This is a genomic window from Desulfatibacillum alkenivorans DSM 16219 (assembly GCF_900142135.1).
GTDB lineage: Bacteria > Desulfobacterota > Desulfobacteria > Desulfobacterales > Desulfatibacillaceae > Desulfatibacillum > Desulfatibacillum alkenivorans.
Window position 1 is genome coordinate 147,660 of record NZ_FQZU01000005.1, and the last position, 21,798, is coordinate 169,457.

Sequence of the window (21,798 nt, forward strand, 5' to 3'; positions counted from 1 at the left end):
GTTATCGTTCCCGGGCGAGAATATCCACAGCCCGGTTATATGCTTCCACAACTTCCTTTATATTGGCTTTGCCGGGGCTCAGCACGGCCAGTTGAACCTTTTCCTGAAGCTCCTTGGGAAGGTCCTTGTCGTTTTTCGCCGAATTCTCCCAAAGCAAAAAGCAATGCCTTAAAACCTCTTCGTTGGTTATGTTGCGCCTTAACAGGCTGGCCATGGCTTCGGCATAGCCCCGGGAACTGATATGCTCTCCGTTGGCTCCTTTGGAAGGCCCCTCGCTTTTACGGGGAACAAGCGGCGCCGCATTGTGCCACACGTATAACAGCGCCCAGATCAGCAGCGCCAGCCCGGCTCCGGCCAATCCGTATTTTCTGGCCAGGGTGGAGATTCCCTCCTGCTTGGCGATTCCCAGGTGCCATTCGTCAAACACCACCCGGTCATAAGATTTGAACAGCCACACCAAAAGCTCCGTGGATGGTTTTTCGGCCAGGGATTCGTTGCTTAAAAAATAGGAGTCGGTGCAAAAAACCAAGGAGCCCCGGCCGAAATCACGCTCCACCATAACCGGCTTGTCCTGGTAGGTGTAGATCACCTTCCACTTAGGGGAAATGTCCTCGAAAAACCAGGCGCTGTACCAGCTGACATTGGGAGGCAGGCCGGAGTCGGCGTATTCCAGGCTAAGGATCGCCTGGCTATCTCCAAAAACGAAATCCGGGTTTTGATTCATGGACAAGCCCCAGTTTTCCTGGCCTGAGGCAATGTCATGCAAATTCAAGTAATCCCGGATTTTCTCCACCCGCCGGCTGATCTCCTTGTTCCCGGCGTTTTCCATAGAGTCTTCCTCGAAGTCTTCTTCCGAGGCGTCTTTCACCGCAGCCTCTTCCTGGGAATTATCGTCGCCGGCGGCTTGTTCCATATTGGATGACTCGTCTTCTTCAGAGCTTTCAATAACCGTCTTTTCTTCCTTCGCCGGGGGAGCGGTCTCCTCATCAATGAACTCAGGGTCCAGAGGCTCAATTTCAAGATCTTTGCTGTCGGACAATGCCTTGTCTTCCTGTTGCGGATTTTGTGGAACCGGCCCGGCAGGCGCGTTTTCAGCCTCAGTTTTCTCCTCAACCCGCTCCTTGCTCTCCTTGCTCTCCTTGCTCTCCTTGGACTGCTCCAACTCCTCCTCGTCTTCAATGGGCGCCCACTTGCCGATAATGGAAAAAGTAACGACCACCCGGTCCCCCTTCATGGCCAGGGCGCCCAGTTTTTCGGCGATGCGTTTGCGGCCCATCAGCATCCCCTTGGAAGGAGCGCCGGAGACCAAAAACACCGCGGGCGGGTCTTCCTGCATTCGGTCAAAGGAGTAGTAGTTCCGCTCCACGTTCACGCTTTTCAAATTCACGAGGCTGTCGTGCAGGCCCCGCGTACCAAGGGGATCGCTGCGCAGGGAGGAATAGGGAGGATACAGGTTTCCCTTTTCGAAATTCAGGGCGAAAATATGCATGACGGCCGCCGCGGCCATCAGAAGCAGGGCAGGAACAATGATGATCGCCGCTTTAGAAATTCTTGGCAATGGTCATGATCCTTTCCTGGGAGCTTGCAAAATTTCCCACAATGTCCCGGTCCACGGGGTACAGGCCGTACCAGTGCTTTTCAAAAATCTTGACGGCTCCGCCGAACAACTCCAGCAATTCCTTTTTGTCCCTGGCTTTGCGATGGAGTTCGGTATTATATTCCCGGTTGGATTTATACTTGGCGATGGATATCATGTCCGCCTGGGCCAGTTGGGCCAGGGCCGCCAGATAATAAGCCCGCAGCGCTTCAAGATGCGCTCCTTGAGCCATCAGGTCTCTGGCCATGTCCAGCCACGCGTTGGTGGAAAGGCGGTCCGCCGTGATTTCCTCGTCCATGATATCCAGTTCGGGCAAAGGCTCCGCCTCTTCGGCATGGCTTTCCAGGGCTCTGTTTTTTTGCCGCAATGTTTTGACAAACCATAGGATCAGTCCAACCAAGGCTATAATCAACAAAACCCAGAGAACTATTTTTAATGCGTTCAGCCAGTCAATGTTCGAGTCGTATTGTTTTCTTTCTCTGGGCTTCGGGTCCATTTTCGGCAGCAAATTCTCTATCCATTTCCAAAAAGCTCTGACCCCATCCACGATGCTTTCCATGGCGATTTTCAGCTTTTCCAGGACCCATTTTGCGGCCTTGGCTAAAAAGCCCTGCTCTTGTTCCGGCTCCGGAGCTAACTCTTTGGGAAGCCGCCACGAGAAAACAGGCTGCTCCATGACGTCGTGGATGGATTTTTCCAGTTGGGGCTGGTCGATGGTTTGCCGGGGGGCGCCGGCTTCTTCCGCCATGGCCCGGCCGCCGCTGAACAGGCATAGGGCGCAAAGCGCCGCAACCGCCAAAGCGGTTTTGGCGTGCTTAAGCCTGCGCAGCCTGGCTTTGATGTCGTCGCCCGTGGAAAGAGAAGCGCCGTAATAGCACCGCAAGGCGTACATGGCTTTGATAAAAGGATCGAAGCAAATGTAGGTCAGCCCCAGGACGGCCGACATGTAGGCGGCGTTAAACACGGTAGAGTAGACGCATAGAATGTATTGAGATTCAACCCCTATGAGAATTTTGGCCATGGAAGGCAGAAAGATCAAAAAAAAGAAAAGATTCAGCCAGATGGTGAAGGAAAAAACGCTTAGGACGAATAGGGCCGCATGGTTTTGCCCCGGCCAGAGCATGGCCTGGGTCCAGGCTTGCCGCCAGGCGCTTTTCAACCCGATCGGCTTGTTAAAATCAATGCACAAGGCGTTTTGGAAAAACGCGATGGTCCAGCCTATGGGGAGAGCTATCATCGCGGCTATGGGCAGGGCGATGAAACCCATGGCGTGTATGAACGCCTGGCTGGGAAGCGCCCTTAAAATCTTTTTGAGTCCGGGCGGCTCCTGATCGTAGAGCCCGGCAAGGATGGATTGCACAAAAATCAGGTGGCAGGTTTTCATCCAGAGGAAAAGCACGGTCAAGGCAAAGGAATAAGGAACCAAATGCTGCTTTGCAAAAGGACTCGCCCCCATGTCGCTGATGAAAAAAAGCAGGGCTATGATAAACGGAACGGTCCCGATCAGATAGGGAAGGGCGAGGCTTAATCCTCCTTGCCGAAGCAATTGCACGGACTCTTCCACCAGATCCAAGGCCGGCTTTTCATCCGCCGTTTTTTTGCGTCCGCGCATCATTCCAGGTCTTCCTTTAGCGCCTTCCAAATGGTTCCGTCATGAAAATCCGATGGAATTTCCGCCATGACCTTTCCAAAATAATGGAAACTTCCCCAAATAATCAACAAGGCGATAAAAACCTGCAAGGCCGTCAGGCCGATGGATTTCGTCCGTTGATAAACGCGCTTGATTAACCCGGCGCCTTCTTTTTCGGACTGGTTTTGTTTAAGAATATTCTCCAGGCACCGGGAGCATATAACCCGCCCTTCGTGTTCAGTGATGCACTCCCTGCAGAAATACCTTTGGCACTCCGGGCAACGGGCCGCCGCCTCCCGGTCTTGGTGCAGCAGGCATCTTTCCTGGGAAATAGACGGCATCAGGAATCCTCGCCGGCCGCAACGGGCATATCGGTAGAAGGCTGTGAGTTTTCGCCGGTTTTTTCGGAATGGGAACCCTGCATATTAGCTAAAACCAAGCCGGTAACGCCTAAGAAAGAGCATCCAATGATGTGAAATATGGATAAGGCAAATAGTAATGAATTTTCCTTTGGAGACATTTCAGCCATGGTTTTAAGTATAAGCCAATGGTTGTTGCCTATGTCTGGATTTTGAATAATTACAGCCATAAAAGTTATATAGCCCGCTCCAAATGCGATGAGCGCAAAGCCGCCGGAGATCCAGGTTAAAGTTCTTAACCCTGAAGAGACGGCGCCGCCTCCCTGCCTGACCAGAGCCATGATGACCAAGGCCCCAATGGCCAAAAAGATCAGTCCTCCGCAAAACTCCATAAGTAGGCTGCTAAACAAAAACTCCAAGCCCGTCATACCGGCCGAAATTATAAAAAGGGCATACAACGGCTTATGGAACTGGCGGCGGGGCGGGGCGGTCTGTTGTGTAGGCGCCGGAGCGCCTTTGCCGGGCGTCTTATTTTGCGCTTTGCGGTCGGCTTCAAACAAGCCCCCGTGATCGATCGTAGGACGGCCCGATGCGTCGCCCAGAGTTTCGGGGGCAAAATTCCCTCCCTGGGCCTGCTCTATCAGAGGACGCAACTGCGCCAAAATCTTTTTGGCGCGCCGCCTGGAATTGACGCTTTTAAGCAATTCCACCCCGGAATCAGTCTGAATCCAAAACTTGCAGGAGCCCTTTGAAAAAATGGAACGAGCCAGGAGGAAGGAAAAAACCGCCAGCGGCACTATAAAGCCGGCTGTTTCAACTCCTCCGGAAACCGTCCACCAGCCAAAAAGAAGGACGAGGAGTGAATAAGAAGCCATCCAGGCGTAACCCGCAACTGTATTTTGAATAAAAATCGCCTGAATGTCCCTAAAAAAGAAACGCCTGTAAGACTCTTCATAGAACAGGGTGGTGTTGACGCAGAGCAGATGGTCATTGGCCATCCATAAATAGGAGGGGGCGAAAATGTTTCTTCCTCCCCCCGGCATCTTTTTAAACGGCTTGTTTATTTTCATTTGTTATCAATCCAGGTAAAGAGCGGGCTTTACTCGAAGACGTTGAACATTGCGTAAAATATAAAAATAGTCAGCGCAATCTGGCTGATAGCCATGAGAAAGGCGATAATGAACCTGACTCTGGTGTTTCCTGTGATCGAGCGCGGCGCATTCCAGAATTTGATGACAATAAACATGGTGATCAAGGCGAAAAAGCCCGAAAAAAAACTGGTTATATAGGAAACCACGGCGATCAACAGCGCCAGCTTGTCCCATCGCATGCGCTTAAGGTCCAGGGACTCGATGCTTCCTTTTTCCTTGCCTGTTTCAAGGCATTGGGGGCACATATGGGCGCCGTTGATATCCAGGTCGCACAAAGCGCAAATAAAGCGGCCGCAGCTGTCGCAAACCGTGGTTGCTTTTTTTCCCGGATGAAAAAAGCAGCCGGCCTGATCATCCACCAGAGCCTCGGAACGCTGGATTTCCTCTTTGGGAGCCGTCAGCGCCGGGAACACCTCCACCCGGAATTTTTTTTCACATAAGGGGCAGGGCTCAAACCCGCCGGTATTAAACGCGGCGGGCTTAAGCTGCGCCTGGCATGAAGGGCAGTTGACCATTCAATCTCTCCCTATCTGCTTTTGATGACGCGGGTGCTGCAGATGCGGTCGTGAAGGGTTCTTTTTTCAGAATCAAACCCGGCCATGATGTACCCGATCGCCAGGATCATACCGCTAAGCCATTCAGCGAAAACCCGCCCAAAGGCCCGCAAGTAAGACACTTTGCTTCCGTCTTCAACAATTACCTTGAGGCCGCAGGCCATTTTTCCCGGAGTGGCGGCGTATTTGCCATGGAAAAAGGTCAGGTATGCGGCATTGAAGCCAATGGAAATCAAATTGATTAAAAGACTGTATGCCATCACCATGGAAGGATCCTCCACATTGGACATGAGCATGCCCATGGGGATAAGAACCGCGTATTGCACAATACTAATGATGATCGTATCAATGATTTTAGCGCCGGCCCGAATCCAGAACCCGCCGTACTGATAATCTCCGCCTGTCCAGGAGCCTTCTTTGAGCTTCTGCAAAAACATCGGCTTGCAGTCTTCGCAAATGTGGGAATCGCCGTGCCTGATCACTTCATCCTCGGGAAACACGCGCCGGCATTCCGAGCACCGGACCTGCCCCTCGGGAAGCACCTCTACTTCATCCTGAGACGCCGCGGCCTGGGGCGCGGTGAGGACGCCGTACTCCTGCCAGTTTTCCATGCCTGCGCGCCAGACCAATGTATCCGAACGAATGACGCCCGTTTTCACCAATTCACGGAACTCCTCGTCGCCAATGGGGCCGGTCTGCGTTTTATCCTGATAGTAGTACCAGTCCATGTTCTCTCCTGAAATCAAGTTGTAAGCGGGTTGGATGGATTGCCGCGCAAATCAATGCGCGGGGATTCTATACCATGAAGTACTCTCTTTGTCACGCCGGACCTTGGTACAAGTGGCATTTTATGGTATTCGCCCCTTGGACGGCCGCGGGCGGATCTTTCTTCCCGCAAATATCCATGACATGAGGGCAGCGGGTGTGAAAGCGGCAGCCTTTGGGCGGATTGGCAGGGGAGGGCGGATCTCCTTGCAAAACAATGCGTTGTTTTTTTTTCTTGCCCGGCCTGGGGGCTGCGGAAACCAGGGCCTGGGTGTAGGGATGGAGGGGGTTGGATACAACGTCTTTGGTGGGGCCGATCTCCACGATCACGCCAAGGTACATCACGGCCGTTCTGTGGGAAATATGCCTGACCACTGCAAGATCATGCGATATAAATAAGTATGACAAGCCGAATTTTTTCCGCAGGTCCATGAGCAGATGGATGACCTGGGCTTGCACCGAAACGTCCAGGGCGCTCACCGCCTCGTCGCAGACAATGAATTCGGGCTTCATGGAGATGGCCCGGGCCACGCTGATGCGCTGGCGCTGTCCGCCGGAGAACTCGTGGGGATACCGGTAAATGGCGTCCGGGTCCATGCGCACTTCCTGCATGAGGAGGCGGGCGGCCTCCTCCCGGGATGAGCCGTTAAGGAGTTTGTGCTCCACAAGCCCTTCGGTGAGGATGTCCATGACCGTCATGCGCGGATTCAAGGAGGCGAACGGGTCCTGGAAGATCATTTGCATGCGTTTCCGCCAGGACTTGTCCCGTTTGGAGATCTGCAGGGGCTCCCCGTTAAAATGAATGGCGCCTTCCTTGTATTTTTCCAGGCCGATGAGCGTTCTGCCCAACGTGGTTTTGCCGCACCCGGATTCCCCCACAAGGCCCAGGGTTTCGCCTTTATCCACATGAAAGGACACCCCGTCAACAGCCTTTACGTATCCGGCTGTGCGGTTGAGTATCCCCTTATGGATAGGAAACCAGGTTTTGAGCTCCTCCACCTTTAAAAGGGGAGTATGAGGGCTTTTTTCGGGCATTATTTCATCCATTTTTCCGCAAAAAAGCACGCGGCCTTTTTATTCGGGGCCAGGGTGCGCAACTCCGGCGACTCCTTTTTACATGGTTCTTCCGCATGAGGGCACCGGTCGTGAAAACGGCACCCGGGCGGATAATTCAGCGGCGAGGGCACTTGCCCTTTTATTGTGGATAACTCCTCCTGGTCTTCATCCAAAACCGGCACGGACCGCATGAGAGCCCGGGTGTACGGATGCAGGGGATTTTCGAATAAATCCCGGATTTCCGCCTCTTCCACAATCCGTCCTGCGTACATGACCAATACCCGGTCGCACATTTCCCAAATGACGCCCAGATCGTGGGAAATCAGCATTACCGAGGTTTTTTCGTCCCGCATCTGGCGCATGAGGTCGAAAATCTGGGCCGCGATGGTCACGTCCAGAGCTGTGGTGGGCTCGTCCGCAATGATCAGGGAGGGGCCGTTAATCATGGCCATGGCGATCATCACCCGTTGCTGCATGCCCCCGGAAAGCTGAAAGGGATAGGCCTTCAGCATTCTGTCCGGTTCGGGAATTCCCACCTTGGACAGCCAGTCCCGGCCTTTATTCAAAGCCTCCTGCTTAGGCATGGGGTAGTGCAGCATCACGGCTTCGGCCAGTTGGTCTCCGATTCGATGCAGCGGCGACAAACAGGCGCCCGGCTCCTGAAAGATCATGCTGATTTCCTTGCCGCGAATCCTGCGCAAGGATTCATGGGGCATGGCGATCAGGTCCTGGCCCTGGAACACGGCCTTGCCCGCACTGATTCGTCCGGGAGGGGAGGGGATCAGGGATAACAGGCTCATGGCGGTGACCGACTTGCCGCAGCCCGATTCGCCCACAACTCCCAACACCTCGTTCGGCCTGACCGAAAAGGACACGCGGTCCACGGCCCGCAGCGTCCCTTCGTCCGTGACGAATTCCACGCAAAGGCCGTTTATGTCCAATAAGGCATCCGTCATCGCAACCTGCTGAATTGTTTGGGATCAAACGCGTTTCTCACGCCTTCTCCAATAAATACGCCCAGCAGCATGACTACAAAAAGCGCCGCCGACGGATACAAAATCAGCCACCACGCCCATCGGTAGGTCTGAGCCTGAGCCAGCAGTTCGCCCCAGCTCGGCGTGGGGGGAGGCAGGCCGAAGCCCAGGTAGTCCAGGGCGGCCAGGGAGCCGATGGCGCCCACAAGGAAAAAGGGAAAAAAGGTGATGATGGGCACCAGGCCATTGGGCAGGATATGGCGGACCATGATTTTATAATCCGGCACGCCCATGCAACTGGCGGATTCCACAAAGGCCTGCCGCCTCAGCCGTAAAAACTCGGCCCGCATATAATAGGAAATGCCGATCCAGTTGAATATGGCGTAACAAACCAGCAGCAGGAGAAAGCTCCTGCCGTACACTGACCCTAACAGTATCATCACGTACAAAAACGGAATGGCGCTCCAGATTTCGGTAATGCGCTGGCCGGTAATGTCCACCAGACCGCCGTAATATCCCTGGATGGCGCCGGCCGCCGTTCCCAGGCCCATGCTGACGATAACCAGGATCAGGCCGAAGCTGAGGGATGTGCGCAGTCCGTATAAAATCCGCGCCAGCACGTCCCGGCCTGCTCCGTCTATCCCCATGAGGTGGCTTTTGACCGGCGGGTAGGGGAACCGCACTTCGTCCTTGGCGAATCCGGCCCGCAAGCGCATGCCCTCGTGTTCAAAGAAGAACGGCTCGGCGTATCCCGCGAACATGCCCTCCACTTTTTCGGTAATGCGTTTTTGCAAGTCCTGGGGCAGGGAGTCCCAAAAATGGCGGTCTCCGCCGTCTATTTCCAGGGATTTTACAAAAGACAGGTTTTTGGATAGGGCGGCGCTTCCCAAATCGTCCCGGAACGTCAGCCTGACCAGCCGGGGCGGCGCGGCTTTCGCCTTAAAGGCGGGAATGGAGATTTCCACCCCGTTGCCTTTGGCGTCCTTGACCCTGGCCTGATACCGGGGCGAATCTTCGCCCCCAAACCGGCTTTTAACCGCCTGGGCGGCGTCATTCGGCAGGCTGATCAAATCCGGAAGATAAGCGCGCCTTAAACTACGGTCCTCTTTGCCTAAAAAGCTCCCAACTTGATTGCTGCGGATAATCTCCAACTTGGGATTTACGTCCACCGCGCCCACTCTGGGCGTTTGCGTGATGGAAACCATGACGTGATCCGAGGTCATAATGCTTTGGGGATCCGCGCTTTTATAAGGGCCGTTTGGGACAGGAGGGAATATCATGAAGTTGGAGGAATCCTCCTTGAAGGAAGGCGTTTGGGCGATTTTTTTGTAGTCCGGCCTGGTTTTAAGGCCTCCGGGAATGAAGGTCTTTTCCGGGTAGTAGAAAAACACGGGAAAGTGGGATTTGCCTTCGTAACGCACGTACAAGGGCTTGTCATTGCACAACAATTCGGAGCCCAGGCTCAGGACGTACAGCCCGATCAAAATCCACAACGACCACCATGCAAGGCGCATTTTCCGAAACCGGGCGAGCCTCTTGCGGGTGATGGGGGATATGAAATTCCGGGCTTTTATCATGATTGAAAATTAATCCTGGGATCGATGAGTACGTAACAGAGATCGGAAAGAATGTTGCCCAACAGCCCCAAAATGGAGGTGATGGAAAGAATCCCCATGAACACGGGATAATCCCGGCCCACAATGGCTTCCAGGCTTAAGCGGCCCATGCCGGGAATCTCGAAAATCTGTTCGATGATGACCGAACCGGCGAACATAACCGTCAAGATGCCGCCGAAGCCGGTTGCGATGGGAATGAGCGAGTTCCTGAACGCATGGCCCCAGATGGCCCGGCCCGTGCTTCCGCCTTTGGCCAGGACCGTGCGTACGTAATCCCTGCCCACCTGCTCCATGAGGGAGTTTTTCATGAGCAGGGTCAACACCGCGAAATTGCCCACCACATAGCAAAGCACGGGCAAAAACATATGCATGAACAGGTCCTTGGCTTTTTCCAGGCCGGTCATTTGCGCAAAACCCAGGGAATGGAACCCGGCGATGGGAAAGATGTCCCACATGCCCGTGGTCGTGCCGCAAAACAGCATTTTAAGCACCATGCCCAAGGCCAGAGGCGGGATGGCGTAGCCAATAAACACGATGACGCTGGAAATCAGGTCGAACGGCCTGCCGTGGCGCAGGGCCTTCATGATGCCCAAAGGAATACAAACCACGTAGGAAAGCACAAAGCTGACAATGCCGAAGATGAGGGAAACGGGAAAGCGCTCCTTGATCAACTGCCAGGCGGTTTTGTTGGGAAAGGCGTAGGACTCCATGGTAAAGCCGATGCGGTCATGCACCAGCCAGGTCCAGTAGCGTTCATAAAAGGGCTTGTCGAACCCGTAATGCTTTTCCAGCGCCAGACGCTGCTCGGCCGATATGCTGCCGGCCAGCCCGCCGCCCTGGCCCACTTCCCCCGAGCCCATGCCCTTCATGGCCATCAACGCCTGCTCCACCGGCCCTCCGGGCACAAATTGCACCAGCAAAAAGACCAGCATGGTGATGGCGATGAACGTGGGAACCACCAGCAAAAGGCGGCGAATAAAATAATCGGTACGTTCCATGTATTATTAGCAGCGTCAGTTTTTCGGCTTGTCCATGACCGGATCTACAAAAACTTCGTCAAAGACCACGGACAGCGGCTTGGGAGGCAGCGGGAGCTTTTGCTCCATGGCGTCCTTCAAGTCGGCCGCGGAATAGGGATCCAGCCACCAATAGGATTCGGCTGTGGAATCGTCTCCGTATTTGGACAGAACCGTGTCCGGGGTTCCGAATTTATTCCAGTACAGCAAACGGGTGTAATCAATGTTCCACAATAGCACGTACGGGCATTGCTCGTATACAAGCTGGTCGATCCGCCGGCAGATTTCGTGGCGCTCCTCCACACTGAATATGGATTTTTGCTTTTCGATCAACTCGTCCACCTTGGTGTTTTTAAACCCGGTGATGTTGTTGCCGCTGGCGCGATCCGCCTCGCTGGAAGCCCACATGCCCTCCGGGTCCTTGAAAAGCGTGGCGCCCCAGGCCGCCCAGGTGATTTCGTAGTTGAAATCGTCCATATCCTTCATCCAGGCGGCCCAGTCCTTTTTGTCGATGACCATTTGGATGCCCACGTCCTTAAGGTCCTGCTCATAAATGGCCAGAAATCTTTCCGCCGTGGAATCCCGGGTCAGGAACTTGACCACCAGGGGCTTGCCGTTTTTCTCCAGAAATCCGGTTTTGGGGTTCACCTTCCAGCCGGAGTCAGCAAGGAGCTTGCGGGCTTTGTCCTTGTTGAAGTCGTAAGGCTGGTTGGGGCAGGGATTTTCCGGCGAGTACAGGTCCTCGAAATACGATTTGTGCAAAAAATACTGATTGTACATGAGGGTGGAGTTCATCTTCTCCCGGTCGATCAGATGGGCCATGGCCTTGCGCACGTTGACGTCGTCAAACGGAGGCCTGCGCATGTTCATGGCGAATCCCTGAAATCCGATGGGCCGGTAGTTCTGGATTTTTTGCTTTATAATCCAATTGTTGATGAATTGTTCGCCTTCGGTTTCCTTCACCCAGGTGCGGGCCGTGTTTACGCCGATTATGTCAATGAGCCCTTTTTTAAAGGCTTCAAAAGCGTTTTCGCTTTCTGCGTAAAAACGCAGCCGGATCGTATCGAAATTGTTCACGCCCTGCACGCTCACGGCGCCGTTATTCCACCAGTCGCGGCGGCGCTTGAGGGTCAGGGAAACGTTTTCCGTAAGCTCTCCGATTTCATAAGGACCTGAAACCACAGGCAGTTCAAAGTTGATCTTGTTGAAGTCCAGGTTTTCATAGGCGTGCTTGGGCAGAATGCTAAAACCGCTGACGGCAAGGAGGTTTTTCCAGTGCACTTCCTTGGCCGTAAAGCGGATGGCGTGGTCGTCTAAAACTTCCGGGGATTCAAACCGGGACAGGGAAACCTTGTGCACCCCGGTTTTATTGGCCGGATCCATAATGGCGTCAAAGGTCCATTTGACATCCTGGGCCGTGACAGGCTTGCCGTCGCTCCATTTGGCCCGTTTGTCGATCCAAAAGGTAAAGGTTTTTTTATCGTCCGAAATAGCCCATTTGGACGCCAAATGAGGCTCATACTCCAAGTTGCGGCTGCTCATGGAAAGCAGGCTTTCGTACAGCCCGGAAAAAACATGAGAGGCGATGGAACTGTTTTCCAGGTAATAATTCAGGCTTTTGGGCGAAGGCCCGATGTAAACGCACACCTCGCCGCCTTGCTCTGCGTAAGGGCTGGCCACCGGATCGGGAAGCTCCTTCCAATCCGGCTTGGGAAAGGTTTGATCGCAAAAAGCGGTTGAGGCGAGAAAGAACAGAGCCAGCAGCACCCGGAAACACGTTTTCATGCAGCCTCCGATATTTTTTGATTTTTGATTATTAAATTCCTTGCATGACTTCGATCATGGAAAAGACGCGGCCTTTTTCGCCAGCGGCGACTTTCTTGCTAAGGTAAACCACGGCGTCGGCCGTGCCTCCGCGATAAATGTCCCGGCCGTTTACATTATGGGTGAAGGAGAATTTCACGGTCTTGTCCGGCGAAACCAGCGTGTAGGTATGCCACCCGTGGCCGCCCAGATATTCCTCAGGCACTCCCAGGTCGTTTTTCTGCTGCTCGGGATCGCGGATTTGGACGATTTCATCCGTCTCAAAAGGCACGCCCATTTTATTGAAATAACTCACCATGGCCTTGGCCGTGCCGCTGGTGTCCGCCTTGCCCTGCTGATGGCTTTCCACCAGGGTCAGGGTGTAGCCTTCGAACAGGCCGGGGAAGGTTTTGGCCGCGTACTCCATCATGGCCTGGAATCCCACAATCTGCTTGGCCATATTGGGCGCGATGACAGCCGCGATGCCGGAATTTTCCACGGTTTGGATCAGAGCGGGCCTGTCGCCTCCAGTGGTGCCCATAACAAAGGGAATCCCGACTTTGCAGTAAAGCTCCGCGTTGGGATTTACGGCCGAAGGATGGCTGTAATCCACGATAATATAAGAGCCGTACTTCTCCAGGGCGGCTTTTAAGGCGTTTTCATGATCCTCGGGCAAAGCCAGGTTGACGGAGATTCCTTCCACTTCCACGGCCTTATCCGGGATCCCCGGGCCGGTGAGGGACGCATCCAGCAGTTGAAAACGATCGTCCCGGGCGATGCTGCTGGAAATAATCTTGCCCATGTTTCCGGGCAAGCCGTTGACCATGACATTTATTTTACTCATAATATTAACTCCAAAGGTTTCTGGTTGCCCCCTTCATACCAAAACCCGGCGGTCCGGGCAACCAGAGAGATAGAACATTCAATCTTTTTAAATCTCCGCTGGGTTCCCGACAACTACACGCAGGAATAACGGTTTCAGACGTCCGTTGCGATTTTACGCGCAGCGCCATTTTAAAGTTTTGATCAAACTTTTCAAAAGTTTGCCGCCGGAGGCATTTTTTTTTATTCTTTTTGTTTGTTTTTGGGCAACTCAAGGCTTTTTATGAGATGTTGCAGGTTTGGGGCTTGGGGAAACAGGCTAACGCGCTCTTTCAGGTTTTGCAATGCCAACGGGATGTTTTCTTCAAAGCCGGGCTTTTTCATGTTTTGGGAAAGGTGGGCGAAGGCGCCGAGCATTTGCATGTTCCGATGCAGGGCGCAGTATTGATACCGCTGTATAAAGGCCTGGCGATCCACGCTTCTGTATTGGGACAATTCCTTCAGGTACAGGTCGATCAGGCGGTCCTGCACGGATTGGGGCAGGGCGGCGTAAGGATCGATGAGCAAAGACGCCAGGTCGTATTGAGCCGGGCCGATTCTGCCTCCCTGGAAATCGATGAACCAGCATTGCCCGTTTTGGATCATGATGTTTCTGGACTGGAAGTCCCGGTGCAAAAATCCCGGCTGAGCGCCCTGGACGGTTTTCTTGGCAAGCAACTGAAGTTCATGGAGATAATCCTCAAATTGCGCCTGATGCTTTAAGTATCCGTTCACAAAGGCCTCAAAAAAATACCGGCTTTCCTTCTCCAGAATCAGGCCTTCGTCATAATACTCGGTCTGACAGGTCCAGGCCGGGTCGAAACCTTCATAAGCCCGGACGCTCATCCTGGCCAGATTTTTAACGGCCTGCTCGTACAAGGGCAGAGCCTTTTCAATTCCCTGCAATCCGACAGCCTCTTCCAGGCTCATGTCTCCCAGATCCTCGGCAAAGACAAGTCCTGCGAATCGGTCGTAGGCCAAAATTTCCGGGACCGGAGCGCCTGACTCATACAGATGCCTTCCGATGGCGTTGTAAGCGTCGGCCTCGTTCCAATCATGGTCTTCCGCCAAACCGTGATCCACGGCCACAATACTTTCGTTATTCAGGGTCAAGCGGCGCCATTGACGGGCGGAGCCGCCGCCGGCCAATCCCTCCACGTGCAGATCCCTGGCGTAAACGACGCCCTGGGACTTGGCAAAGACCTGCAGCGCACCCGTTTCCAGGGCGGCCCGGGAGAGCCCTTCAAAGGACCCCATGTCATGCCACCAGAGGTGCTCGGGCATCCACACGCCTATGCGCAGGCCAGCAGCCATCATTTCCTCGTAGGCCATGATGGAGGATTGAAACTCGCCTTTTTTGAGAAAGTCGAAAACAATCGGATCCACGACCTGAATTCCGGTGAAGGCCCAATAATCCGGCCCGGTTTCGCTTAAAAAACCGACTATTCTGTCTCCGGCGATGAGAACGTTATTGAACTGGGGATAATCATGAACCACCAGGGTGGCGGCGTTGACGGCGGCCCGTTCGTGCACATGGCATAACTCCTCCAGGTCCAGGTCGGTCAGAATGTCGCCGTTAACCACCAGGAATGGCGCGTCGCAGAAAACGTGCTCCAGGTTTTTGATGGCGCCGCCCGTGCCAAGGATTTCAGGTTCGTGATAACAGGTTACGGGGATGGAAAAGTTTTGGGACGCGATGAAATCCTGGATCCGACCCCCCAAATGATGGGTGTTGACGGCGATTTCCGTACATCCCGCCGCTTCCAGGCTGCGGATCATACGCAGTAGGGCGGGCGTTCCGGCGATGGGAATCAACGGTTTGGGCGTTTTTTCCGTGAGAGGCCTAAGCCTTTCGCCAAAGCCTGCGGCCAGGATCAGGGCTTTCATTACAGGACCTCGTTAGGGAAGAAATGAAAGATAGCGATTCAGCTTCCGGTTGTATTCCTCGATCTTTTCCACGTCCTCCTTGTCCTTGATTCCCTGGGCCGTGAAGAAGGAATAGGCGTTCTCAAAGGTGATCTTCGAGATGGCCTCCATGCAGGAAAGCTCGCCTTTTTTGTATTGGCTGAATCCCATGGCCGAAAACTTTTTCATCCTGTCCTTTTTGTCCAGGGCCTTGGCAGGCTGCAGGGACATGACCTTTAGCACCAGCAGGTAGGACTCGAAAAAGTTTTTCAGGAAGGAAGCGTAGATCCCCAGGATTTTCTTGCCTTCCTCGGTGACCGTATAGGTTTCCGGCAAAGTGGGGTGGGGGATGACGTAATGCTGGTCAATGGCGATTTTCAGGATTTTGCGGAGCTGCTGATCCAGAGGCGTGTCCAGGTCGTAATGGAATTCGTTTTTGAACAGGGTTTGCAGTTCTTCGTAAGGCTCCACAATCTGGGAAAGGTTGAAGGTCTCATCCTCGTCCGCAAGCACGCACAAGGAGGCCAGGGCGGCCGGGACAAAGAAGCTGATGCAGTTGTTTTTGTAATATTCAAGGTTTATGCGGCGTTTGTCCACAACTTTGTAGCGGGTTTCCTGCGGTTCGGAATCTTTTTCCCGTTCTTCTTCCTCGTTATTGTCCTTGTCGTCGTCTTCTTCAATGACTTTGATGAACTTGTCGTTTACAAAGGATTCCAAAGCGGATTTCACCGCGTATTTAGGATCCTCCAACGTGGATGACAATTCAGCGTCCTGGTTTCTCAAGAAAGAGATTAATAAGCCGACCCGTTCAAACAGTTCCGCTTCCGTAAAGCCGTCTGGAAAATCGGTTAGCACGGCCGCGGCGACCAGGGATTGGGGCGTGACCACGGTCTGGCGGTTGATTGCCATGATGATGCGGTGGCCCAGGTTCCTGCAGACCACGCCTTGTTCGGCGTTGTCCATTTTTTCAAAGGGTTTGTCGAACTGGGAAAGCACCGCTTGAATATGAATGGGCTCGTCAAAACGCACGAAAATGCTGCCGTAGCGCCGTTTCAGGACCTTTCTGGCCTTGACGAGCCCGCTCAGGCTTTCGGCTTTTTTCTGGCCGCCTTCCACTTCGTGGAGATATTCGCCTTCTTCGATCACCCGGTCGTAGCCGATATAAATCGGCATAAAATACAAGTTCTTGCATGCTCCGTTGCGGTATGCGGCAAGAAGAATGGAAAGCAGCCCGAACTTGGGCAGCACCAGTTTGCCCGTGCGGCTGCGCCCGCCTTCCAGGAAGAACTCGATGTTAAAGCCTTCTTCCAAAAGCCGGTGGATGTATTCCGCAAACACCCGGGAGTACAAGGCTGCGCCCTTGAATGTGCGCCGGATGAAGAAGGCGCCGCAATTCCTGAAGATCGTTCCCATGGGGAAAAAGGACAAGTTCTTACCGGCTGCGATCAAAGGGCAGGGCAGGTTGTTGACGAAAAGCAGATACGACAGAATCAGGTAATCGATATGGCTCTTGTGGCAGGGCACAAGCACTACCGGGCCTTTTTGGCTGGCCTTTCTGAACTTCCTGAGGCTTTCATTGTCCAGGTCCACGCCGTCGAACATGTTGTCCGTAAGCCAGCGCACGCATATCCGCAGGAAATTGATGTAGTTGGTATTATATTTAGCTGCAATTTCAGTCAGATACTTATCCACTTCCTTGTGGAAGTCTTGAACCTGCTTGCCTTGGGAGATGGCGCGGTCCTGGAGGTAACGCCTGAACTCCTCGTTGCGAAGCACGGTTTCCTTTAATTCCAACGGGGTTTTGAGAACCGGACCCAGGACCGAGCGCCTGTGCTGGTTAATTCTTTCAATGATCTTCTGGCGCAGAGCGTAGGACAGGTACTCGATGGTCCTGTTTTTATGTTTGGGCTTTTCTATGAATTTTTTCAGGTTGATGGGTTCGGACATTTCCACCAGCAGTTTGTCCGGGGTGCGGAACAAGGTGGATATCCGCTTGATGCGGCCGGGCTTTTCTTCCGTGCCGAATCCTGCGCCAAGCACGCCGTGTTTGGTTTTTTGAGGCTTGGTGCCGTATAAAAACAGATGGGGCGCAATATAAATAGGCCTCTCCAGGTCCATTTGCATGCGGAGAAGATAGGTCAGCGGATCGGGGCCTTGTTTGACATAACGCTTATAGAAACCTTTTTCGCTCACCATGCTGACCAAGGCGCTTTTGCCGGCGCATAACTGGCGGCGAAAATAGTGGCTTTTATAGGGATTATGGACGGCCCGGAAACGGAGCATGTGGTCTATATGGCCCAGGATAATGCGGAAAATGCGGAGGATGGGCTGTCCCAGGACAAAGCGCCTGTCAAAGGCGATTTCGGGAAAAGGCGCTTTCAGGTCGGAATATCGGTTGTGAAAGTACAAGGTCTCAAACAGGCTGCGGTATTTGGTGGCGAAGACCACGATGCCGTCCTTTTGCATTTGCCGGAGGGATTCCAGGTCGTCTTCATTGACCGTAATCCCGGTATAAAAGAGCCGGAGCATGAGCCGGGTCAGCCAGCCCCGTTTTTCGGGCAGATGGCACCAAAAATGGTCGTATGTGCCTTGGAGAAATCTATCCATCCAGCGTCTGAAAAAAGCCATAATTTTATTCAAAATCCGCATATGATGACCTCCGCGCGGGCAGACCGTGTCTGGTTTAGGAAAGGGCGAACGTAGCAAAGCCGTAGACCAAGGGCAACCTATTTTTCGTCTTTCATACCACTAAACCATAATACATTGACACTCGTTTTCAATTCATGTAATGATAAATAATCAATTATTTTGGATTACGCCAACCAAAGATCGGCTGATTGAAGTACACAACATCTTGCGGAGATTGGAAATTTGTCGAATACACCCGGTTCCTCGGCCCAGTTGGTCTGGGGCGTCACCCTGGCGCTCATGGGTATTGCGGTCTTTATCAGGGTGCCTCAGGTTGTGCCTGAACTGGTAAAAAAAATGAATATGGCTTCCGGCGAAGCCTTTATTAGTTTTTGCATGTACTTGGTTGGGGTCATCCTGCTGGGCGGCGGCGTAAAGAAGATTTACGCCCATTATTATCCCGGCGATGATAACGACTCCAACGGAGACCAACCCTAAGCCCATGGCCGTAACGATGCCATTAAACCTCAAACTGAACATACTCACCCTTTACAGACCTGATTGCAGGGTCGGATTACCGGAAGAGCTATGGCTGTCGTAGAAATCACCAAGAAGCCAACCAACGGACAAGAGGTCACCGCGCTGAAAGCCGCTCCCGAAGTCGGGGGCAAGCTCCAGGAAGTGACCAACAAAATCCACTCGGCTAAAAATCTGGACGAAATCCTCATTGACCTGAAAAATGACATCACCAGCATTTTCGAGGTGGACCGGGTCACCATATACGTGGTGGACGGGGTGCGCAGGGAACTGGTGTCCAGGTACAAGTCGGGGACCGATATCGGTGAAATCCGTGTACCCATTGCAAACATGAGCATCGCAGGGTACGCGGCCAGCAAGCAGAAGGTGGTCAATGTCAAGGACGTATATGACGAAGCCGAACTAAAATCCATTGATCCGGCTTTGCGTTTTGACTCGCGTTGGGACAAAAAGACCAAGTTCACGACCAAACAGGTTCTGGCCGTCCCCATCACGTTCAAATCCTTTTTGCTGGGCGCCATACAGCTTATCAATCGCAAGGACGGAAATCCCTTCAGCGTTCACGACGAGCAGGACGCGGCCTCCCTGGCCAAGACCCTGGGCATCGCCCTTTATAACCAACGGCGCATGGTCAAGGCGCGGCCCACCAAATTCGACTATTTGCTGAACAACAGCATCATCACCTCCAAGGAGTTGGAAAAGGCCATCGCACAGGCCAGATCCAACAAAGAGCCTGTGGAGGCCCTTTTGATCAGGGAATATAAAGTCCCCAAAAAGGACGTGGGCACCTCCCTTTCCAAGTTTTATAAGGTTCCCTACGAGGAGTTCACCGACACCGCCCCCATTCCGGGCGATCTTTTACGAGGCCTTAAAGTCCCGTTTATGAAAAACAACATCTGGGTGCCTTTAAGGGAGGACGACGGCCAGATTATCATCGCCATCGACAATCCTACGGACATCCAGCGCATAGACATTGTAAAAGGCCTGTTTCCTGGCCGGGATCTCGTCTTCCATGTGGCGTCCAGGGAAGATATCCTGGCTTATATCAAGCTCTTCACCACGGAAGAAAAAGAGCTTGGCTCCATCGACTCCATCCTGGAGCAGCTCCAGGCTGAAGAAGAAGAGATGGAAGAAGAAATGCAGGGTGTGGGCGAGGAGGACAGCGCGGTCGTCCAGCTCGTTAATAAGATCATCCTGGATTCCTACGCCAGAAACGCGTCGGATATTCATATCGAGCCGTACCCCGGCAAGCAGAATACCAAGGTCCGCATCCGGGTGGACGGCGCCTGTACGGTGTATCAGACCATTCCGTACCAATACCGGAACGCCGTGGTCTCCCGCATCAAAATTATGTCCGACCTGGACATTGCAGAACGCCGTAAACCCCAGGACGGTAAGATCAAATTCAAAAAGTACGGCGGCAAGGACATCGAACTCCGCGTCGCCACCATCCCGACCCAGGGCGGCATGGAAGACGTGGTCATGCGTATCCTGGCAGCCGGCGAGCCTATCCCGCTGCCCAAACTGGGGCTTTTGGAATGGAACTACAAAAACTTCGTGGACTGCGTCATTCAGCCCTACGGCATCATCTTTGTCTGTGGCCCCACAGGTTCGGGTAAAACGACCACGCTCCACTCGGCCCTGGGCTACATCAACAAGACGGAAACCAAAATCTGGACGGCGGAAGACCCCGTCGAAATCACCCAGGCCGGACTCCGGCAGGTTCAGGTGCAGGCCAAAATCGGCTTTGACTTCGCCGCGGCCATGCGCGCCTTTCTCCGCGCCGACCCGGACGTGATTATGGTCGGCGAAATGCGCGACAAGGAAACCACCAGCATCGGCATCGAGGCGTCCCTCACCGGTCACTTGGTTTTCTCCACACTCCATACCAACTCGGCGCCTGAATCCATCACCCGTCTTCTGGACATGGGCATGGACCCCTTTAACTTCGCCGACGCCATTTTGTGCATCCTGGCCCAACGCCTCGGCAGAACCCTGTGCAAAGACTGCAAGGAAGAGTACACCCCCTCGGAAGATGAATGGAACGAACTGGTCAGGGAATACGGCGACGGGGACACGGAGTATTTCTACACGAAAAATCCGGATCTCAAGTACAGCGACGAAATCAAAATCAACAAGGTCAAGGGGTGCGACCGCTGCCACAACACCGGATACCGCGGCCGTATGGGTCTCCATGAACTCCTTCTGGGCACGGACGAAATGAAAAAGCTCATCCAAATGCAGGCCAAAATGGAAGACCTGCGCGCACAGGCTATCAGCGATGGCATGACCACCCTGAAGCAGGACGGCATCATGAAGATCCTGGGCGGCAACCTGGATCTCATCCAGGTCCGCAAGGTATGCATCAAGTAGCCGCTTTTTTTTGATATATGTTTTTTCAACGGGCCTCCCAATTTCATGGGCGGCCCGTTTTTATATCCAGGGTTTTTGCCTTATTTGGCTTAAACAACTTTTTTTTGGGGGATGTTATGCCGCCTCAAACCGTTATAGTGCAGGAAGAAGGCCCTTTGGCCGTTGTTTCGTTCAACCGGCCCGACCATAAAAACGCCATGACCCTGGACGTACTCCGGGAGATGTACGAACTGGCCCGGAGTTTTGAGGTCCGGACGGACATCAACGCGATCATCGTCACCGGAGGGGATCATTTTTTTTCTGCAGGCATGGATTTATCCGATCCCGGCCTCATGGCCGTCTTTGATGCGCCCCTTTCCCAAAAACGGAAGCTCATGGAATACGGCCCCCGCATGTGTCAGGCCTGGGAGGATCTGGACCAGATCACCATCGCGGCCATGGAGGGATTTTGCGTGGGGGGCGGGGTGTCGCTCGCCAGTTCCCTGGATTTCCGGGTTATGGCCAAGTCCTCCTACATCCGGGTTCCCGAAATCGGCTTGGCCATGAACATGAGTTGGGCCACCATACCGCGTCTGGTTCACCTTGTAGGACCCGCCCGCACCAAGGAAATCGTGCTGTTCGGCGAGCGGATTAATTCCTTGAACGCCTATGAATGGGGATTCGCCCAGCGGCTTTGCGCCGACGGAGAGTCCATGCAGCACGCCCGGATTCTGGCGGACAAGGCTCTCGCCCTGCCGCCGGCGCCTTCGGCCATGACAAAGCAGACCGTCAATGCGGTGGCTCGCGCCCTGGACCGGTCCATCTCTCACATGGACGCGGACCAATTCGTCCTGACCATGATGTCCAAGGATTTTGAAGAGGCCATGCAGGCCTTCATGGAAAAACGCAAGCCGGAGTTTAAGGGGGAGTGAACTCTGTATACGCGCCAGTTTGTTTTTCCAGGCAAATCGTTTGACGCACTATTCTTTTGATT

Annotated in this window: 17 protein-coding genes; 3 read left to right on the forward strand and 14 right to left on the reverse strand. The window is 53.6% G+C overall.

Annotation, left to right across the window (positions count from 1 at the left end; all coding sequences use genetic code 11):
• Position 1: 1 nt before the first annotated feature.
• The 14 genes from BUE18_RS06475 to BUE18_RS06540 all read right to left on the reverse strand — a co-directional run bounded on the left by BUE18_RS06475 (position 2) and on the right by BUE18_RS06540 (position 17,936).
• Entirely contained in the window at positions 2-1,558 is a 1,557-nt protein-coding gene (locus BUE18_RS06475) for a DUF4350 domain-containing protein (protein ID WP_073474102.1), read from the reverse strand.
• Positions 1,542-3,212 carry a hypothetical protein gene (locus BUE18_RS06480; RefSeq protein ID WP_073474104.1) on the reverse strand — a complete coding sequence of 557 codons (1,671 nt, stop codon included), beginning with the start codon at positions 3,210-3,212 and terminating at the stop codon, positions 1,542-1,544. The genes BUE18_RS06475 and BUE18_RS06480 overlap by 17 nt, the downstream gene beginning before the upstream one ends.
• Complete coding sequence (locus BUE18_RS06485) at positions 3,209-3,568, reverse strand: Rcat domain-containing protein (RefSeq protein WP_073474106.1); 360 nt, start codon at positions 3,566-3,568, stop codon at positions 3,209-3,211. Before BUE18_RS06485 ends, BUE18_RS06480 begins: the two co-directional genes overlap by 4 nt.
• A complete protein-coding gene (locus BUE18_RS06490) occupies positions 3,568-4,656 on the reverse strand; it encodes a hypothetical protein (protein WP_073474108.1) in 1,089 nt (362 codons plus the stop codon). The genes BUE18_RS06485 and BUE18_RS06490 overlap by 1 nt, the downstream gene beginning before the upstream one ends.
• 29 nt (positions 4,657-4,685) lie before the next feature.
• Positions 4,686-5,252, reverse strand: coding sequence for a B-box zinc finger protein (locus BUE18_RS06495; RefSeq protein WP_073474110.1), 567 nt, complete (start codon positions 5,250-5,252; stop codon positions 4,686-4,688).
• Positions 5,253-5,263: 11 nt separating this feature from the next.
• Positions 5,264-6,019 (reverse strand): RDD family protein, encoded by a 756-nt coding sequence (locus BUE18_RS06500; RefSeq protein ID WP_073474112.1) that lies wholly within the window; start codon positions 6,017-6,019, stop codon positions 5,264-5,266.
• 91 nt (positions 6,020-6,110) lie between these two features.
• Positions 6,111-7,091, reverse strand: coding sequence for an ABC transporter ATP-binding protein (locus BUE18_RS06505; protein WP_073474114.1), 981 nt, complete (start codon positions 7,089-7,091; stop codon positions 6,111-6,113).
• The gene (locus BUE18_RS06510; protein WP_073474116.1) at positions 7,091-8,068 is read right to left on the reverse strand and encodes an ABC transporter ATP-binding protein; all 978 of its coding nucleotides are present in this window, start codon (positions 8,066-8,068) and stop codon (positions 7,091-7,093) included. The genes BUE18_RS06505 and BUE18_RS06510 overlap by 1 nt, the downstream gene beginning before the upstream one ends.
• Positions 8,065-9,663, reverse strand: coding sequence for an ABC transporter permease subunit (locus tag BUE18_RS28245; protein ID WP_211482784.1), 1,599 nt, complete (start codon positions 9,661-9,663; stop codon positions 8,065-8,067). Before BUE18_RS28245 ends, BUE18_RS06510 begins: the two co-directional genes overlap by 4 nt.
• Positions 9,660-10,700, reverse strand: coding sequence for an ABC transporter permease subunit (locus BUE18_RS06520; RefSeq protein ID WP_073474118.1), 1,041 nt, complete (start codon positions 10,698-10,700; stop codon positions 9,660-9,662). Before BUE18_RS06520 ends, BUE18_RS28245 begins: the two co-directional genes overlap by 4 nt.
• 15 nt (positions 10,701-10,715) lie before the next feature.
• Complete coding sequence (locus BUE18_RS06525; protein ID WP_073474120.1) at positions 10,716-12,503, reverse strand: extracellular solute-binding protein; 1,788 nt, start codon at positions 12,501-12,503, stop codon at positions 10,716-10,718.
• A gap of 31 nt (positions 12,504-12,534) precedes the next feature.
• Positions 12,535-13,365 carry a dihydrodipicolinate reductase gene (gene dapB / locus BUE18_RS06530; RefSeq protein WP_073474123.1) on the reverse strand — a complete coding sequence of 277 codons (831 nt, stop codon included), beginning with the start codon at positions 13,363-13,365 and terminating at the stop codon, positions 12,535-12,537.
• A gap of 221 nt (positions 13,366-13,586) precedes the next feature.
• Positions 13,587-15,269, reverse strand: coding sequence for a sugar phosphate nucleotidyltransferase (locus BUE18_RS06535; RefSeq protein WP_073474125.1), 1,683 nt, complete (start codon positions 15,267-15,269; stop codon positions 13,587-13,589).
• A gap of 12 nt (positions 15,270-15,281) precedes the next feature.
• Positions 15,282-17,936 (reverse strand): 1-acyl-sn-glycerol-3-phosphate acyltransferase, encoded by a 2,655-nt coding sequence (locus tag BUE18_RS06540; protein WP_073474128.1) that lies wholly within the window; start codon positions 17,934-17,936, stop codon positions 15,282-15,284.
• A 222-nt stretch (positions 17,937-18,158) separates the two neighbouring features.
• Between BUE18_RS06540 and BUE18_RS06545 the strand changes: the two genes are divergently transcribed.
• The 3 genes from BUE18_RS06545 to BUE18_RS06555 all read left to right on the forward strand — a co-directional run bounded on the left by BUE18_RS06545 (position 18,159) and on the right by BUE18_RS06555 (position 21,736).
• Positions 18,159-18,413 (forward strand): hypothetical protein, encoded by a 255-nt coding sequence (locus tag BUE18_RS06545; RefSeq protein ID WP_139264633.1) that lies wholly within the window; start codon positions 18,159-18,161, stop codon positions 18,411-18,413.
• Between the two features lie 90 nt (positions 18,414-18,503).
• On the forward strand, positions 18,504-20,825 hold the full coding sequence (locus tag BUE18_RS06550; protein WP_073474132.1) for a GspE/PulE family protein: 2,322 nt from the start codon (positions 18,504-18,506) through the stop codon (positions 20,823-20,825).
• A 116-nt stretch (positions 20,826-20,941) separates the two neighbouring features.
• The gene (locus BUE18_RS06555; RefSeq protein WP_073474270.1) at positions 20,942-21,736 is read left to right on the forward strand and encodes an enoyl-CoA hydratase/isomerase family protein; all 795 of its coding nucleotides are present in this window, start codon (positions 20,942-20,944) and stop codon (positions 21,734-21,736) included.
• Positions 21,737-21,798: the final 62 nt, after the last annotated feature.

Bases quoted from the DNA above. Each gene is read 5' to 3' on its own strand.
- BUE18_RS06525 (WP_073474120.1), bottom strand. From the start codon at position 12,503: ATGAAAACGTGTTTCCGGGTGCTGCTGGCTCTGTTCTTTCTCGCCTCA.
- BUE18_RS06505 (WP_073474114.1), bottom strand. From the start codon at position 7,091: ATGCCCGAAAAAAGCCCTCATACTCCCCTTTTAAAGGTGGAGGAGCTC.
- BUE18_RS06520 (WP_073474118.1), bottom strand. From the start codon at position 10,700: ATGGAACGTACCGATTATTTTATTCGCCGCCTTTTGCTGGTGGTTCCC.
- dapB (WP_073474123.1), bottom strand. From the start codon at position 13,365: ATGAGTAAAATAAATGTCATGGTCAACGGCTTGCCCGGAAACATGGGC.
- BUE18_RS06485 (WP_073474106.1), bottom strand. From the start codon at position 3,568: ATGCCGTCTATTTCCCAGGAAAGATGCCTGCTGCACCAAGACCGGGAG.
- BUE18_RS06495 (WP_073474110.1), bottom strand. From the start codon at position 5,252: ATGGTCAACTGCCCTTCATGCCAGGCGCAGCTTAAGCCCGCCGCGTTT.
- BUE18_RS06510 (WP_073474116.1), bottom strand. From the start codon at position 8,068: ATGACGGATGCCTTATTGGACATAAACGGCCTTTGCGTGGAATTCGTC.
- BUE18_RS06550 (WP_073474132.1), top strand. From the start codon at position 18,504: ATGGCTGTCGTAGAAATCACCAAGAAGCCAACCAACGGACAAGAGGTC.
- BUE18_RS06500 (WP_073474112.1), bottom strand. From the start codon at position 6,019: ATGGACTGGTACTACTATCAGGATAAAACGCAGACCGGCCCCATTGGC.
- BUE18_RS06535 (WP_073474125.1), bottom strand. From the start codon at position 15,269: ATGAAAGCCCTGATCCTGGCCGCAGGCTTTGGCGAAAGGCTTAGGCCT.
- BUE18_RS06555 (WP_073474270.1), top strand. From the start codon at position 20,942: ATGCCGCCTCAAACCGTTATAGTGCAGGAAGAAGGCCCTTTGGCCGTT.
- BUE18_RS06480 (WP_073474104.1), bottom strand. From the start codon at position 3,212: ATGATGCGCGGACGCAAAAAAACGGCGGATGAAAAGCCGGCCTTGGAT.
- BUE18_RS28245 (WP_211482784.1), bottom strand. From the start codon at position 9,663: ATGATAAAAGCCCGGAATTTCATATCCCCCATCACCCGCAAGAGGCTC.
- BUE18_RS06490 (WP_073474108.1), bottom strand. From the start codon at position 4,656: ATGAAAATAAACAAGCCGTTTAAAAAGATGCCGGGGGGAGGAAGAAAC.
- BUE18_RS06540 (WP_073474128.1), bottom strand. From the start codon at position 17,936: ATGCGGATTTTGAATAAAATTATGGCTTTTTTCAGACGCTGGATGGAT.